The 13852-nt window shown below is 57.8% G+C and carries 16 protein-coding genes and 2 pseudogenes; 12 read left to right on the top strand and 6 right to left on the bottom strand.

Annotation, left to right across the window (positions count from 1 at the left end; translation table 11 throughout):
• Positions 1-159: 159 nt before the first annotated feature.
• From P9292_RS08335 to P9292_RS08325, 3 genes and pseudogenes are all read right to left on the bottom strand, one after another.
• Complete coding sequence (locus tag P9292_RS08335; protein ID WP_309854416.1) at positions 160-1509, bottom strand: lipase/acyltransferase domain-containing protein; 1350 nt, start codon at positions 1507-1509, stop codon at positions 160-162.
• Positions 1510-1629: 120 nt separating this feature from the next.
• Positions 1630-2030 (bottom strand): annotated as a pseudogene (locus tag P9292_RS08330) (type II toxin-antitoxin system MqsA family antitoxin).
• Between the two features lie 78 nt (positions 2031-2108).
• On the bottom strand, positions 2109-2195 hold the full coding sequence (locus P9292_RS08325) for a type II toxin-antitoxin system MqsR family toxin (protein WP_309854430.1): 87 nt from the start codon (positions 2193-2195) through the stop codon (positions 2109-2111).
• A 771-nt stretch (positions 2196-2966) separates the two neighbouring features.
• Between P9292_RS08325 and P9292_RS08320 the strand changes: the two genes are divergently transcribed.
• The gene (locus P9292_RS08320; RefSeq protein ID WP_309842910.1) at positions 2967-4145 is read left to right on the top strand and encodes a hypothetical protein; all 1179 of its coding nucleotides are present in this window, start codon (positions 2967-2969) and stop codon (positions 4143-4145) included.
• A 431-nt stretch (positions 4146-4576) separates the two neighbouring features.
• Here P9292_RS08320 and P9292_RS08315 read toward each other — a convergent pair whose 3' ends face one another.
• Genes P9292_RS08315 through P9292_RS08305 form a run of 3 tightly spaced genes read right to left on the bottom strand, consistent with a single transcriptional unit; the run spans position 4577 to position 7765 of the window.
• A complete protein-coding gene (locus P9292_RS08315) occupies positions 4577-4918 on the bottom strand; it encodes a hypothetical protein (RefSeq protein WP_309842913.1) in 342 nt (113 codons plus the stop codon).
• A gap of 10 nt (positions 4919-4928) precedes the next feature.
• Positions 4929-5981, bottom strand: a complete 1053-nt coding sequence (locus tag P9292_RS08310) for a phage portal protein (RefSeq protein ID WP_309842916.1) — start codon at positions 5979-5981, stop codon at positions 4929-4931.
• The gene (locus P9292_RS08305; protein ID WP_309958546.1) at positions 5981-7765 is read right to left on the bottom strand and encodes a terminase large subunit domain-containing protein; all 1785 of its coding nucleotides are present in this window, start codon (positions 7763-7765) and stop codon (positions 5981-5983) included. The genes P9292_RS08310 and P9292_RS08305 overlap by 1 nt, the downstream gene beginning before the upstream one ends.
• A 141-nt stretch (positions 7766-7906) precedes the next feature.
• Here P9292_RS08305 and P9292_RS08300 point away from each other — a divergent pair, with 141 nt between their 5' ends.
• The 11 genes and pseudogenes from P9292_RS08300 to P9292_RS08250 all read left to right on the top strand — a co-directional run bounded on the left by P9292_RS08300 (position 7907) and on the right by P9292_RS08250 (position 13846).
• Positions 7907-8818, top strand: coding sequence for a GPO family capsid scaffolding protein (locus tag P9292_RS08300; RefSeq protein ID WP_309958545.1), 912 nt, complete (start codon positions 7907-7909; stop codon positions 8816-8818).
• 51 nt (positions 8819-8869) lie between these two features.
• A complete protein-coding gene (locus P9292_RS08295; protein WP_309851517.1) occupies positions 8870-9898 on the top strand; it encodes a phage major capsid protein, P2 family in 1029 nt (342 codons plus the stop codon).
• A gap of 7 nt (positions 9899-9905) precedes the next feature.
• Entirely contained in the window at positions 9906-10577 is a 672-nt protein-coding gene (gpM, locus tag P9292_RS08290; protein WP_309958544.1) for a phage terminase small subunit, read from the top strand.
• A gap of 111 nt (positions 10578-10688) precedes the next feature.
• A pseudogene (locus P9292_RS08285) lies at positions 10689-11185 on the top strand (head completion/stabilization protein).
• Positions 11185-11391, top strand: coding sequence for a tail protein X (locus tag P9292_RS08280; protein ID WP_309958543.1), 207 nt, complete (start codon positions 11185-11187; stop codon positions 11389-11391). The pseudogene P9292_RS08285 and the gene P9292_RS08280 overlap by 1 nt, the downstream one beginning before the upstream one ends.
• Positions 11392-11406: 15 nt before the next feature.
• Positions 11407-11751 carry a putative holin gene (locus tag P9292_RS08275; RefSeq protein ID WP_309851682.1) on the top strand — a complete coding sequence of 115 codons (345 nt, stop codon included), beginning with the start codon at positions 11407-11409 and terminating at the stop codon, positions 11749-11751.
• A 1-nt stretch (position 11752) separates the two neighbouring features.
• Entirely contained in the window at positions 11753-12025 is a 273-nt protein-coding gene (locus tag P9292_RS08270) for a phage holin family protein (RefSeq protein ID WP_309958542.1), read from the top strand.
• Entirely contained in the window at positions 12022-12855 is an 834-nt protein-coding gene (locus tag P9292_RS08265) for an N-acetylmuramidase family protein (RefSeq protein ID WP_309958541.1), read from the top strand. The genes P9292_RS08270 and P9292_RS08265 overlap by 4 nt, the downstream gene beginning before the upstream one ends.
• Positions 12852-13292, top strand: coding sequence for a protein lysB (locus P9292_RS08260; RefSeq protein WP_309958765.1), 441 nt, complete (start codon positions 12852-12854; stop codon positions 13290-13292). Before P9292_RS08265 ends, P9292_RS08260 begins: the two co-directional genes overlap by 4 nt.
• Positions 13180-13431, top strand: a complete 252-nt coding sequence (gene lysC / locus P9292_RS08255; protein WP_309958756.1) for an Rz1-like lysis system protein LysC — start codon at positions 13180-13182, stop codon at positions 13429-13431. The genes P9292_RS08260 and lysC overlap by 113 nt, the downstream gene beginning before the upstream one ends.
• On the top strand, positions 13415-13846 hold the full coding sequence (locus P9292_RS08250) for a phage tail protein (protein ID WP_409015134.1): 432 nt from the start codon (positions 13415-13417) through the stop codon (positions 13844-13846). The genes lysC and P9292_RS08250 overlap by 17 nt, the downstream gene beginning before the upstream one ends.
• Positions 13847-13852 lie beyond the last annotated feature (6 nt).

Here is a 13852-nt window from a genome sequence, read left to right as displayed (position 1 = left end):
ACCGTATGACGAGCGTGAGATAGACAAGGCTTTCGAGTCGGTCGAGTTTTTCAACACAGCCAAAAATTGCCAGCCTGTGAGATCCAACTTGCCTTTGTGCGTCTGTCCGCTCATCTGCTCGCGCTCCAGCGTGGCTGCAGGACTTAAGCTGAGAGAAGGTTAAGCTTGAACAATGAGTGCAGGTTTATTCTCCGCGATACTCAAACCTGCAACTACTAGATCTACCTCGTAGAGCCCCGGATCTGTCGGGCAGATGATTGTAAGAGATAGCGAGTCGATACCGGCGCCCTTGTAAGTCACTGGGGCCACCGGGAGCGTCGGCGGGTTTGCAAGCGGTGCGGCTTCGGTGCCCACAAGCTTGCGAAGCACGAGCGTAGCGTCAAGCTCGTTGCGAGGCTTGTCCATGGAAATCGCGATCCTTTCTGCAGCATTCGCTTTGACCACTTCGTCATGCACGCTGATGCGAACGAGGTTGGATTTAAGGTCTGTGCAAAGTACACCTTCCTTCCCAAGAAGCGCGCCAAGTGTGCGGAGAACCTCGGAGGTTTTGTAGAGCGTAGCATGGCTACCGCTGACAGCAAGCTGCTGAACGCCCACTAAGGACGAACTCCAGATCGGAACGGATCCGTCACCTCCGCTAGCACTTTCCACGCCGGTCGGATTTAGATATTGTGGTTGAGCGAAGTTCGCTTGCACGTTGGCGATTGTGCTCTGACCCGTCCCGACGAAGCAAAAGTACATCACGTGCGGTGGGCGCCTCTCGATGTTGAGCGCTGCATGAAATTTAGCTGCATTCGTTAGGTTTTTCACAGACAGACCCAAGATCTCTGCTACGTCCTTCTCGTACGGACTGACTGGCCCGAGACGGGCACTTGGATCGGTGTTCCAAAGGAATGGCTCATCCAGTGGTGGCATCAGTTGGTACAACGAGGGAAAGTCTTCGTGACCCGCTAGTTCCTTGACTTGCGTACCGTTAAGATACCAACAATCGATTTGTCCGAGAGCGGCACAAAGCGCCACTGGCGTACCACGATGTGGCGTGCCGATAGTAATAAGACGTCGGATGCTCGAAAAGCCGGGGCAATTCGCGTCGTCGTAGTCGCCAGACTCAAGCAGGTATCTGCTTACGAGGCCGCCCATAGAATGGGCAATTAGGTTGATTTCAACATCCGCACCGTGGCGTGCGCGCATTTGCTTTACGCACTCGGCAAGGCGTTCTGCCGCTACCCGATTGTCCTTGCGCCAATCGTACGGACACACCATAAGTGTGCCTTTCTCAGCCCCTTCGGAGAAGCCGCACGCTTCGAGCGCGCTGATAAGGCTACCCAATAAACCGTAATAGTGGATGCTGCGGATGATGTCGCGAACCTCCAGTTCGGGCTTGAGCAAATGCTTCATCTTCTTGTATGGACGGATCAGTTCGTTCCATTCACCCGGCCAAACGCACACATCACCGTCATACAGTTCTGAGCTCATGATTCCGGGGATAACGATTGCGACTTCAGCCACGGCTGGCCTCCCTTATCTTGTCGTGCTCGACACGCGCTACGCGCGCGACAAAACCGCGATACGAAATGCTTGACACCATAGTCGATGAAATACTTTGAGCGTTAGGGCTGCGCTCGGTGATCACATGGCCCGAACCTCGCTGAGTAAGTCCGGGTGACGATCCAACACCTTCAGCAGTTTCACGAGAGAAAAAGGCGGCTTCGTCTTGCCGGTTTTATAGCGCGAGAACGCGTTGGCAACACCTCCGAAAATCTCGGCTGCCTGCCGTTGATCCAGATTTAGTTTCATCCGAACCGTCGCAATGTAACGCGGATCGACAAACGTCGCATTGACCTCACGCTGGAACCTGCCGACCAGCTCGCCATATCGATCACCGTTCAGTCGATCTAAAACGACCTCGCCGCACGCCGGGCAGTGCGCGCCGGTTACGTTGGAAATAGTCGTGCGCTCGCCCTTGTAGACATAGGGCAAATCGCGCGTATCACGGATCAATTCCGCCACGCCGCACGCGGACATTTCATGATCAAAGCTCTTTGAACGAGAAGATTGGCACGTCATCGATGACCCGTCAATTTCAAATAGACGTCCCCTGATGTCGTCTACGGCCGATAACCGTCTTGCCAGACGCGATGGTCGCCATACTTCGTCATGCTTTTGTAGCAGTCGCCTGGTTTGAGATCAAGCACAACGGCGCACGTCGGGCATTAGGTCGCTTGTCGAAACTGCGGCCCTTTGCGTCAACACTCAATTAGCGCAGGCGCAATTACGAGCTGCTGTAGCGGCCTAATCGTGTGGCTGTGGGGCCACTTGTCCTAGGCGTCGCAAGGCTGGCCACTAAGCGCGCACACAGCAGTTGATGCCCTTTCGCGCGGGGAGGGCTTGGGAGATGCCGGTTGCGAGCCCCTAGAATCGCAGTCCCCTCCGCGCCTGCCCTCCAAAACAAAATGGCGTTTCCAGACGCAAAAGGTTGGACAGGCGCAAGCCGGCGCGACGCGGGTTTCGGCGACTATTGGAGGATATTTCCAGACGCACTTTGACGCGCGGTGTGCGGGTCCAGACGCAGGCTCGGAAAACCAAGCTCGACCGGTGTCAGTGCGACAAGTGGCGGGTGACTCGTCGCTCGTCATTTCGCTGAAATCGGCGGCGAGGCTATCGTCGCACGCAATTTTTGATGTCAAGAGTACCCAACCTTGCGCCGCCTTCTTGTGGCGCTTGCTCGGTGCCGCTAACACTTGTCCTTAGTAAGGCACGTTTCAACCTTAAGGACAAATTAAAGCGCCATGGAGAAAGAGTTCTTCCCTTGTCAAGAAAATTTCAGCGAGATGTCGCTAGACTCGGAATCGGATCGCATATGCAGGCGCGCACTCCTGAATCGTGCTTTTTGCCCCTTCGCGTCCGTCAGCATTCGCAAGGGCAAATACAGGGGGGGGCGCCTGCACCATAAAGGTGTGTTTTGAATGCGCGCGGAACATCAGCGCACTTCAGTGCATCGGTCTGCGCTCGAAATCAACGAAGGGATTTCTATGAAACCAGGAACGTGGAAGTGCGTCAAAAAAGTAGCGAAGTTTCAAGTTCGAACGCCAGGCCGCGGGAGTCCGTTTGTTTTTGCAAATGGAAAACACCAGGCCGCCATTGATATTGTGTTCGAATCGTACGACGCTGAAGGTCGATATCTTGACATAAGTCCTGACGAGCTTTTTCGCTGGATAGAACTTATCGATGCTGAAACTGGGGAAAGATTGGGACAACATCGCAGCACTGGATGGGTTTGCTCCTGTTCCTGCTCTGAGTATCCTTTGCTTCAAAAAGTAGATAACGAAATTTCAGCTGTCGACGTTCATGATTTGAGTTCAAATGCGAACTTGAGATTATATTTGACAACGTTGATCGAGGGATGCGTCCAGGTTGCGGCGCAAGTTAGTCTTGCTGACGGAAGTCGTCTATCGACTCGTGATGAGTCACTCGCCGACGGTTTTAAATGCGCGTTGGTCACTGCAAAAATCATTGACTACTCTAATCCCTATATTTGGAAAATGTATTCCTTCAATGAATTTAGGCCCATGGCGGATGATGTACCGTGTTATGAAATGCAGACTGCACATAGCTGGACGAAAAAATTCCACTGTAAGACTGCGTTCAATCGAATACGCATTGAGCTATTGCTTTCGCCGAATATTGAGATTTTCGTTAACGAGGTCCCTGATTCAAAACAGCGAGTGGCAGCTACCGACGCATCTGCTGGTATGTCCACGGGCGCAGGAGTAAATGCGTACGCGGCGCATAATTGGGGAGACCGACTTGATGTCGTTAGTTGGTTCATCAGCCCCCGCCAATCCTGTGGTTTTCGGTCGGGCGAGATTCTATTGGCATCTACCATCTTTCTGATCGGGTCACTGTATAAAGTTGAAATTGATCAAAATGACCAACGAAGCGTTGTTGACCCCTACCCCCTCGAAAAGAATGGTTTCGACGTCTACGTGTGCAGATTAACAATTCCAATATCGCGTCTTACACAATTTGGATGGGAAAACTACTTAGGTATTCGGAAGGTATATTTATATGACAAGTACGGTAACGACGGTACGTTGAAACTTGATTTTTCGTATGATCAAATTGTGCCATTCCCGCGTGAGTAGGCGCGAGCAGGTCAAACGCATCCGGCAGCGCAAGCCGTCTTGGGGCCCGCAAGCTCGCACGAAAGACGAATCGATAATTGCGTGACAAGTCGATTTGGCCTGCTGCGCGTAACGTGGCGAGCAGCACTTCGCGCAGTCGATCCTAAACACCGCTTCCTGCCAGTCGCGTCGGCGGCGCCAACAAGTCACGGCAGAGCCGCGGCTCATTCCGGGGGATCGCGCCAACTCAGCCCTGTGCGCAACACAAACACAATGTCGTTCACGTTGCATGACCGGGTACCGGCTTGCGACCAGAGTACTTCTCGCGATGAGCTTTCGGCTGGAGCAGTAACGGTTCGAGTTGGCGCATAATCTGTCGTCAATGATTGGCTTGTCTATCCCTTGGTCTCGTCGTCATGGAGGCAGGATGTCTGTAAAGTTAGCAGAGTCCTTCACTTCTTTTTTAAACCGCCTCTGAAAGTCATCCGCGGAGCCACTTCCGATATCGGAATCAGCTCCAACGAGCCCTTGTTCCCGTTGCTGTCGCGACTGGCCGAATGCACGGACAAATGACGGAAGTTGCCAAGCTTCTTGCTCTCGCGCAACGGCTGACAGATTGCGTCCACATCCTCTGGATCGACCGATGGATCATCCAGGTACAGGATGAAACCGGCATGTGAACCATTGGCGTGGTAGCGACGGCGGAACAGCGTCGCGGACTCGTTCAGTCCCGCCGTGTTCATGCCGATGGCGACCGGTTCGGCGTATTCGAATTGCGTTTTCAAACTGCTCATGTCTTTGCTCCTAGACGTGATTAGGTGATGCAGCGGGTGGCACAGCGTAGTCCTCGAACCGCACAATCTCCTCGTCGGCCCATTCGTTGATCGCCAAGAATTTTTGCTGTAACGGTCGGATTTCGTTGTAGCCAAACACGCGTGCAGCAGTGTCGGCCGCACCGAATCCGCCGGTGTTGCTCGGCACGATACCGATCAGTTGCGGTGGTACGCGGTGGGCGGCGAGACTGTCGTCGCGCGTGATATTTTTGATGTTAAAGAATTCATCCTTGGCGGCCACTTCCGATATCGGAATTAACTCGAGTGAGCCCTTGTTCCCGTTGCCGTCGCGACTGGCCGAATGCACGAACAAATTTCGGAAGTTGCCAAGGTTCTTCGTCTCGCGCAACTGCTGACGAATTGCGTCCACATCCTCTGGATCGACCGATGGATCATTCAGGTACAGGATGAAACCGGCATGTGAACCATTGGCGTAGTAGCGACGGCGGAACAGCGTCGCGGACTCGTTGAGCCACGCCGCTTGAAGTGACGCGATGTACTCAGGCAGCCCGTACACCTCCTGGTTCACATCGGGCTCGGCGAGCTGAAACACTGAACCACGCTCGAAGGTATGGGCGACCTGGTATCCGTCGATCAGCGCCACGTGCTCCAGATCCGTCATCCGGCGCGTGTATTTCGCGACGGTCGGCCGGTAGTTGAGTGCTTTGCCTAACAAATTGGTTTCGCGTTCGAGGTAGGCATCGCCAAAGGTCAGATAATCCAGCGCCAAGCGGCTGAACGATTCGCGCGAAAACCTCTTATGCGGGATGAACGTCGAGGCGAGTACGTTGCGCTTGAAGTACAGGGCGGAGGCGTGATGGGTGCCCGCGCGAAGCGATTTCGCCAGTCCAGTTCGACAAATGGGGGGCTCGAAAAAGCCGTTGATCGTCCACAGTTCGCGATAGTCGAAAATGTCGGGCGCTTCAAGCGCGGTGGCGGCGTCGCCAAACTCGAATGTGGTAATTGAGCTGAGTGTGTCGCGCGCGGCAATTTCGCTGGCGCTGCTGATCGAGGTGACGAGCATTAATAAAACTCCACAGTGCTGCGAGCGCGGGTCGCGCCTTCAAGCGGTTCGTTGTCGAGCGCATGCATGCAGGCCCAGGCCAAATCGGCGTGGCCGATCTCCTGGCTGCGTGCGGCGGTGTAGGTGAGTTTGCTGCCGCTCGGGGTCATCGATCGCCGAATCGACATGAATGACTGCACCAGGTCCGTGTAGCTGGCGTCGAATTCGAGTCGTGCGTTTGTGATGACCGATTGGGCTTTGAGAATCAGTCGCGTCTTGAGCTCGGGCGAATATTGCAATGCGTAGGTGCGCGGGAAGAACTGCTGAACCAGACGATACAACCCGTAACCGACGCCGGTTGCATCGACCGTGATCTTGGTGACGTTATAGCGCCGGGTGATCTCGCGCACGTATTGCGCCTGTGTCTCGAAGTCCTCACCGCGCCAGCGGTGACGTTCGAGCACGCGGAACTTGCCGCCCGGTTGGGTGGGTGGTGCGATCACCACGCATCCGGCGGCGTCCCCTTCGCTCGACAGTGCGGGGTCATAGCCGATCCAGACGGGTCGCACGCCAAACGGACGCGCCTCAAGCGGCTTCACATCGGTCCACGCTTCCCAGCTATCGACCATGCAGCGTTTCATTGCGTCGAACGGGAACACCGAGGCCGTGTCGTCGACGAATTCACACATATACAGGTTGGCGAAGTCAGCTGGGCTATTGCTGTTGCGTTGCTCGTCGATATCGATTTTGTCAAAGCCTGCGGCGACGGCGTCCTCCACCGTAACGATCTGCCGCCATTGGCCATCTGGACATGTCAGACCACGTGCAAGCGACGTATGCGAGACATCGATTTCAACGCGTTGATCGGCTGCGCGCCCCTTGTTATAGTGCGCGCCCGTCCAGAATGAATACGCCTCGTGTGTCGTCGTCGATGGCGTCGAGAAGTGCGTCATGCGCAAGTGCTTGTGCGTTGCCATGCCTTGCGCCACCTTGTTAAGCGTCGCGAAATTGCCGACCCAAAAATACTCGTCGAAGTACAGATCGCCGTTATAGCTCTGTGCGGTGCGCGAGCTCGTACCAAGAAAAATCAGTTCCGCGCTGTTGGGCAGAATGATCGGATCGCCCGTCAATTCCACTTCGGCCGCTTTCCAGGCGAACTTCTGGATGTAGCTTTTGAACACGTGAGCCTGCGCGCGGCTGGCCGACAGAAAAATCTGGTTATAGCCCGTCTCAAGCGCGCGTTCGAGCGCTTCCATCGCGAAATAGAATGTCGCGCCGATCTGCCGCGACTTCAGGATGTTCCGGCGGCGCAACGAGCGGTTCATGTACCAGATGCGCTGGTGCCCGATTAGCCAATCCTTCACGGCATCGATGAGCCTTTGGCGCTGCTCGTCGCTCACCGCGTTGCGTTTGGACCTGCGTGTCGGTGATCGCAGCGCGGCGTTTTCTTCATGTCCCACTTGAGCAGAAGCGCGTGCGCTGCGTGCCTGAATTTTGCACATTCGCTCGATCTCGCGGCCGAGCAAATCGATCTCCTTGAAGTCTTTTGGGTCCTTGTTCTCTTTCGTGATGAGCACGCGCATGCGCTGGTCGAGCGCGTCGCTGATCTTGTCGACGGGCGTCGCCTGCTCCCACTTCCCGCGTTGCTTCCATGTCTCGACAGTCGAGCGCTTGTGCCCAATGTGTTCGGCAATCGCCGTGATCGTCCAGCCCGACCAGAACAGGTCGCGCGCGGCGCGGCGAACGGCCAGTTCGACAACTTGTGTTCGGTCGGGGAAAGCGGAAAACGGGTTTGCGGTGGTCATGTGTCGAGCGTATCGCGCGCGAGCGTGCAGGCGTGAGCCCTCGAATTTGTGCTGAGGCTCACGCGCCACGCAGTGAATTGAAGTGCGCTCGCGGCTCACGCACCATGCAACGACACCGGACTGGATCAGAGAGGAAACACGATGCCGTTGAATTGGAAGCGCGTGGCGACGCAAGGCGCGACGACGGACGGGCGCGAAATCACGCGTCAGCAGATTGAGGACATGGCGAGCACGTACGACCCGAAAACGAAGATCGGCGCGCGCGTATTCTGCGAGCATATTCGTGGCATGGCGCCCGATAGCCCATTCCGTGCATTCGGCGATGTTCGCGCACTAAAGGCCGAAGCGGTGGAGGAGGGCAAGTTGGGGCTGTTCGCGCAGATCGATCCGACGGACGATCTAAAAGCGATGGCGAAGAGCCGTCAGAAAATCTATTCGAGCGTCGAAATCGATACGAACTTTGGCGGCTCTGGCAAGGCATATCTGGTGGGTCTTGGCGTGACCGACAGTCCGGCCAGCTTCGGCACCGACGTATTGACGTTCGCTCAGCAGCATCCCGATCACTTTCGGTCGAAGAAACAGCGTCCCGAAAACGTGTTCTCGGCGAGTGTCGAGATCGACACGGACTTTGGCGAGGCCGACCAAGCGGGTAATGCGAGCGGTGCGAGCGGTGCGGGCAGTACGCCTGATCCGGTGACGTTCTTCGGCAACGTGCTCGCCAAGCTTGGTTTCAGCTCGCAATCGACCGGCGGCGCTCAGCTGGGCGAGACGGTGTCGTCCACCGACTCTCCAGCCAACTCGCCAGCAGCGAGCGCGGGGAAGGGCGCACCGCAGACGTTCACGGCCGAACAACTCGCCCAAGCATTTCATCAGGCCCAGCGTGAGGCGCAGGGCGAAGCGGCAGACAAAGCCGTAACGGAACGCCTCGACCGATTCGAACAGCAGTTCTCCGACTTCGTGAAGAAAATGGAAGCGGTGCAGTTCAGTGCGCCGCGCCCGCCCGTCACCGGTCCCGGCGGCACCGGCGGCACCGGTGAATTGACCGACTGCTGATCGCGGCGGCCGCTTACCGAAGAACCCACGCATAGCACACAAGGAAACGATATGACACCGATTGCACGCGCCGCGATCGAAGCTTATTCGCAGCAGGTCGCACGATTGAGCGGCGTCGCTGACGCGGCAAAGAAGTTTGCCGTTACGCCGTCCGTCCAGCAAACGATCGAAAAACGCATTCAGGAGTCGGATGACTTTCTGAAGGGCATCAACATGATCGGCGTCACCGCGCAGAAAGGCGAGAAGTTGGGCCTGCTGATCGGCGCGACGATCGCGAGCACGACGGACACCACTCAGAAAGAGCGCGAGCCGATCGATCCGCACGACTTCGATCCGAACGGATATTTTGCGACGCAGACGAATTTCGATACGCAGATGCGTTACGACCTGCTCGATGCGTGGGCGCACCTCAACGGCTTTCAGGCGAAGCTGCGCGACATGCTGATTCGTCAGCAAGCGCTGGATCGCATTCGCATCGGCTTTAACGGCAAGTCGCGTGCGGCCACGTCGGACCGGTCGAAAAATCCGGTGTGCGAGGACGTGAATGTGGGCTGGCTTGAGAAATACCGTCTGTACGCGCCCCATCAGGTCATGAAAGACCAAATTGTGGTGGGCGGAAAGGACGCGCACTATCACACGCCCGACGCGCTCGTCTTCGAAGCGGTGAATTCGCTGGTCGCGCCGTGGCATGCGAGTAACCCCGATCTGGTGGTGTTGTGTGGCCGCGAAACGATGCTCGACCGCTACTTCGTCACGCTCAACGCGGACAATCGTCCGGTTGACCAGATCGCGGCCAACCTGATTGTGAGCCAGCAGCGCATGGGCGGCATTAAGGCCGTGCGTGCGCCGTTCATGCCGAGCGGCAAGCTGTTCATCACGCCGCAGAAAAATCTGTCGATTTACTGGCAGATTGGCGGCCGACGCCGCTCGATCATCGACAATCCGAAGCGCGACCGCTACGAGTTCTTCGAATCGAGCAACGAAGCGTACGTGGTCGAGGACTACAGCGCGGGCTGTCTGATCGACAACGTGAAGTTTGCGAGCAGCGAGACCAAGCCCGCTCAGAATCAGGCGGATTAAGCGCGCCATGGAACGAGACACGCCGATTTCCCGTCATCTGAAGCAGATCGCGGCGCTGCGCACGTCGAACGTATCGGTCAGCGCAGGTCGGCAACAGGCCCGCGCGCAAGACCTGATGCGCGCGAAACTCGCGGCCGATCAGATGCGCCTGAAGGATACGCGCTCGATGGCACGCAAGATCGAGATCAAGCGCGAAGTCTTGCCGGACTACGCCCCATACATCGCTCAAGCGCTGTCGAGCGACGAAGGCGGCCAAGACGATGTACTGGTGACGGTGATGGTCTGGATGATCGACGCCGGCGACTGGCGCGGCGCACTCGACGTTGCCGCCTATGCAATCCGTCATGGGTTGCAGATGCCCGCCACGTTCGAGCGCACGCTTGCGGCGACGGTGGCCGAAGGATTCGCCGACGCGCAGGGCGTCGACGCGGACATGCTCGCCGAAGTGATTGCGCTGGTTGCGCCGTTCGATATGGTCGACCAGATCAAGGCGAAGCTCAACAAGGCATACGGGCTGGCGATCGAGGCGAGCAACCCGGTGGCTGCACTCGATGCGTTGAGCGTCGCGTTCGAACTGAACAACCGGATTGGCGTGAAACGCGACATCGCTCGCATCGAGGCGGCGCTCGCGGCTCGAGCGCCATTATCCGATTCGGCGGGGAGCGAATCGGATGAGTAACGCGTCCCTCGCGACAGGGCGGCACGCGCGCCGAGCGGCAGGTATTGCACTTGGCCGAACGACGCGCGTCCACCGCCCACCCTACCGTCACCCTTGCACGACGAGGCGGCGATGAACGATTTCGTATCGGTCGCTCCGATTTCAGCGCACGCGGCCCATGATCCGAACCCGCCGCGCGTCGAGCCGATCCTCAAGGGCGACGGTTGGTACCCGGACATCGATCTACGAGACGTGCGGGTCGTCTTGCGCCTGGACGGCACGGTGACGGACGCGCGGCTTTCGATGCGGTAGTCGAAGGCATCGCCCATGCGGCCGACGTCTTGCATGCGTGGCGCGTCAAATGTGAGGCAAGCGGGGCGGCCGATCTAGCGGCGACCCATCCTCGCCAGGTCGCAGGCGAAAGCGTCCAGGTGCGCCGTTATCGGCGCGCCGTGTACGGCTGGGCGCATGCGTTGGTGCTGGAGCGATATCGGGGCTACGACACATCACAGAGCGGAACGCGCCGCGTCGATGCCGTGGCGTTGTCGCCGGACGAGGCGCGCCGGGATGCCTATTGGGCCTTGGGCGATATCGTCGGGCGGCGCAGATTAACGGTCGAGGCGATTTGATGAAGGTGCGCTCGCAGCAGGGCGATACGGTCGATTTGTTGTGTTGGCGATTTTATGGTCGCACCAACGGCACGGTCGAGGCGGTGCTCGAAGCGAACCCGGGTCTTGCAGACCTAGGCCTGGTACTTCCTCTTGGCACGCTGGTGAACATGCCCGAGCTTAGCGAGCTCACGAACACAGCGCCGCTATTGCAACTGTTCGACTGATTAAGGAACTGGCCCATGGCCGAGCCCAACACTACCACTGCGATGGCGCTGTCCGCTGTGATCGGACTTGCCAGCCTTGCACCGGGAATCGACGGCAATGCGCTGATCGGAGCATTCGCGGGCGCAGCGCTCGTTGTCGTGACATCGAAAGATATCGGTATCGTCCAGCGCGCGGCCTACATGATCATCTCGCTCATCATGGGTTATATGACTGCCCCGGAGATCATCGATTCGACGCCGGTGCGATCAAGCGGTGTCGCCGCTTTCTTCGCGGCTTCGTTGGTTATCACCGTGACGTTGCAGCTTATCGAGCGGGTCAAGAGCGTGGATCTGCTTGCGCTCCTCAAGCGGGGCAAGTGACATGAACCTCTCTTTTGCCAGCATCGCCTTGATGGCGCACGTCGTGGCGGCGCTGCGCATCGTGTTCTTCCGGCGCAACGGCGCTCGGCACCGAGCTCACGTCTCATGGCTTGCCTGGTCGCTCGTGAGCGTACTTGGATGTTCGGCAATCGAGCTGGCGCTGCATCCCCGGCACGTGGACTTCCTCGAAGCCGCGCGGTCGGTTTTGCTCGCGTTTTTTGTGTTCTGCGCGCGCGGCAACGTGGCGCGCCTTTTATGGAGTGGCGAACAATGAGGATCCTTCGATTTGGCTCGATGGGCGATGAGGTGGCGCTTTTGCAGCACCGATTGCTTCGCGCAGGTTTCGAGCTCGCGGTGACGCATGTATTTGATGAGTCTACCGAGACTGCCGTCAAAAAGTTACAAGCCGACGCGGGTCTCGTGATCGACGGCCTTGCAGGGCCGAAGACCATGCTTGCGCTTGCAACCGGAAAGCGAGATGCCAAGCATCTTGCTGATGCGGATATCGTTAAAGCGGCCGCCTCACTCGATGTTCCTGTCGAGTGCGTGCGTGCGGTGAACGAGGTCGAGTCTCGCGGCGAAGGCTTCCTTGCTGATGGCCGACCCGTCATCCTGTTCGAGCGCCACGTATTCTGGGAGCGGTTGGTGACCCACGGGATCGACCCCAATCCGCTCGCGGCTCGCTACCCGAACATTGTGTCGGAAACCCGTGGCGGCTATGAAGGCGGATCGGCGGAATATGTGCGGCTCGCGTGGGCTCAGATGCTCGCACCAGTCGCCGCCTGGGAGGCAACGAGCTGGGGCGCCTTCCAGGTCATGGGCGAACACTGGAAGCGACTCGATTATCAAAGCCCGCAAGAGTTCGTGTCGCGTATGGAGGCGAGCGAAAGGGAGCAGCTCGATGCATTCGTGCGTTTCGTTGCCGCTGACGCCAAGCTGCTCGCGGCGTTGAAATCGCGCCGCTGGGAGGCGTTTGCTGAAGGCTATAACGGCAAGGCGTACAAGGCGAACCTCTATGACGTGAAGCTTGCGCGCGCGTATGAGCGCTATGCGCCCACGCCTACGCTCGCGCCTAAGCCAACGCCAGCCGAAGCGACTGCATGAACTTTCTCGCGATCAAATTTAAGCTCGCTGTCTGCGCACTGCTCATTGCAGCGTCGGTCAGCGCCGTGCTTTATGTCCGAGCGTTGCGTGCGCAGCTCGGGGTGGAAAGTGGACTACTGCGCGCCGCGAGCCAGCGCATTGAAGATCGCGATAGGACCATTCGCGATCTTCAACGTGACGCTCTTGAAAAAGCGCGGCAGCAAGCGCAGCTCGACAGGGCGACGGCCGCTGCCGAGAAGACTATCTCGACGCAACGCCAAGCGATGAGGGAAGCCATCCATGACAGTCCGACCGTTCACGCTTGGGCCGACACTGCTTTGCCTGATGATGTTGTGCGCTTGTCAGCCAATCCAGCCTACACCGGCTCCGCAGATTTTAGTGCAGCAGTGCCAGACGATCACGCCGTGCGGTCTACCGGCGATGTCACCACGCACTAACGGCGAGTTACAGGACGCACTGACAACAGCGAAGGGCGCGTGGGCCACGTGCGCCGCGAAAGTCGATCTGATCGTCGAGTGTCAGGCTCGCGCGCAGACGCGGAACGCCGCGCAGAGCAAGGATGCAAAGCATGATTAAACCTGGCAGTTTGCGCGGGGCGCTCGCAGCCGCTATTCCGACGCTTGCTGAAAACCCGGACAAGCTGACGGTATTTATCGATCAAGGATCGATTGCCGCGACCGGCGCGAAGTCGAGCTCGTTCGAATACCGATACGTGCTCAATGTGCTAGTGCTTGATTACGCGGGCCAGGCAGACGACATATTCATCGCGGTGATTAATTGGGTCCGCGCGCATCAGCCTGACCTTGTAACGAACTGGGATCAGCGTGAAAGCGGCATCACTTACGAGATCGACATTCTTGGCAACAGCACCGCCGACGTGTCTATCAAGCTGCAACTCACCGAAAGTGTCGTCGTGACGGTTGAGAATGGCGCGCGAACAGTGACACATGTTGATGATTCACAATCCGCCCAGCAGCCTTGGGAAAGCTGAATTGAA

Origin of the sequence: Caballeronia sp. LZ001 (genome assembly GCF_031450875.1) — a bacterium.
GTDB lineage: Bacteria > Pseudomonadota > Gammaproteobacteria > Burkholderiales > Burkholderiaceae > Caballeronia.
Note: the sequence above shows the minus strand (reverse complement) of the source record. Positions and strands in the feature narration are given on the sequence as shown.

Bases quoted from the DNA above. Each gene is read 5' to 3' on its own strand.
- P9292_RS08320 (WP_309842910.1), top strand. From the start codon at position 2,967: ATGCGCGCGGAACATCAGCGCACTTCAGTGCATCGGTCTGCGCTCGAA.
- P9292_RS08315 (WP_309842913.1), bottom strand. From the start codon at position 4,918: ATGAGCAGTTTGAAAACGCAATTCGAATACGCCGAACCGGTCGCCATC.
- P9292_RS08305 (WP_309958546.1), bottom strand. From the start codon at position 7,765: ATGACCACCGCAAACCCGTTTTCCGCTTTCCCCGACCGAACACAAGTT.
- P9292_RS08280 (WP_309958543.1), top strand. From the start codon at position 11,185: ATGAAGGTGCGCTCGCAGCAGGGCGATACGGTCGATTTGTTGTGTTGG.
- P9292_RS08260 (WP_309958765.1), top strand. From the start codon at position 12,852: ATGAACTTTCTCGCGATCAAATTTAAGCTCGCTGTCTGCGCACTGCTC.
- P9292_RS08295 (WP_309851517.1), top strand. From the start codon at position 8,870: ATGACACCGATTGCACGCGCCGCGATCGAAGCTTATTCGCAGCAGGTC.
- P9292_RS08310 (WP_309842916.1), bottom strand. From the start codon at position 5,981: ATGCTCGTCACCTCGATCAGCAGCGCCAGCGAAATTGCCGCGCGCGAC.
- lysC (WP_309958756.1), top strand. From the start codon at position 13,180: ATGATGTTGTGCGCTTGTCAGCCAATCCAGCCTACACCGGCTCCGCAG.
- P9292_RS08275 (WP_309851682.1), top strand. From the start codon at position 11,407: ATGGCCGAGCCCAACACTACCACTGCGATGGCGCTGTCCGCTGTGATC.
- P9292_RS08300 (WP_309958545.1), top strand. From the start codon at position 7,907: ATGCCGTTGAATTGGAAGCGCGTGGCGACGCAAGGCGCGACGACGGAC.
- P9292_RS08270 (WP_309958542.1), top strand. From the start codon at position 11,753: ATGAACCTCTCTTTTGCCAGCATCGCCTTGATGGCGCACGTCGTGGCG.
- P9292_RS08250 (WP_409015134.1), top strand. From the start codon at position 13,415: ATGCAAAGCATGATTAAACCTGGCAGTTTGCGCGGGGCGCTCGCAGCC.
- P9292_RS08265 (WP_309958541.1), top strand. From the start codon at position 12,022: ATGAGGATCCTTCGATTTGGCTCGATGGGCGATGAGGTGGCGCTTTTG.
- gpM (WP_309958544.1), top strand. From the start codon at position 9,906: ATGGAACGAGACACGCCGATTTCCCGTCATCTGAAGCAGATCGCGGCG.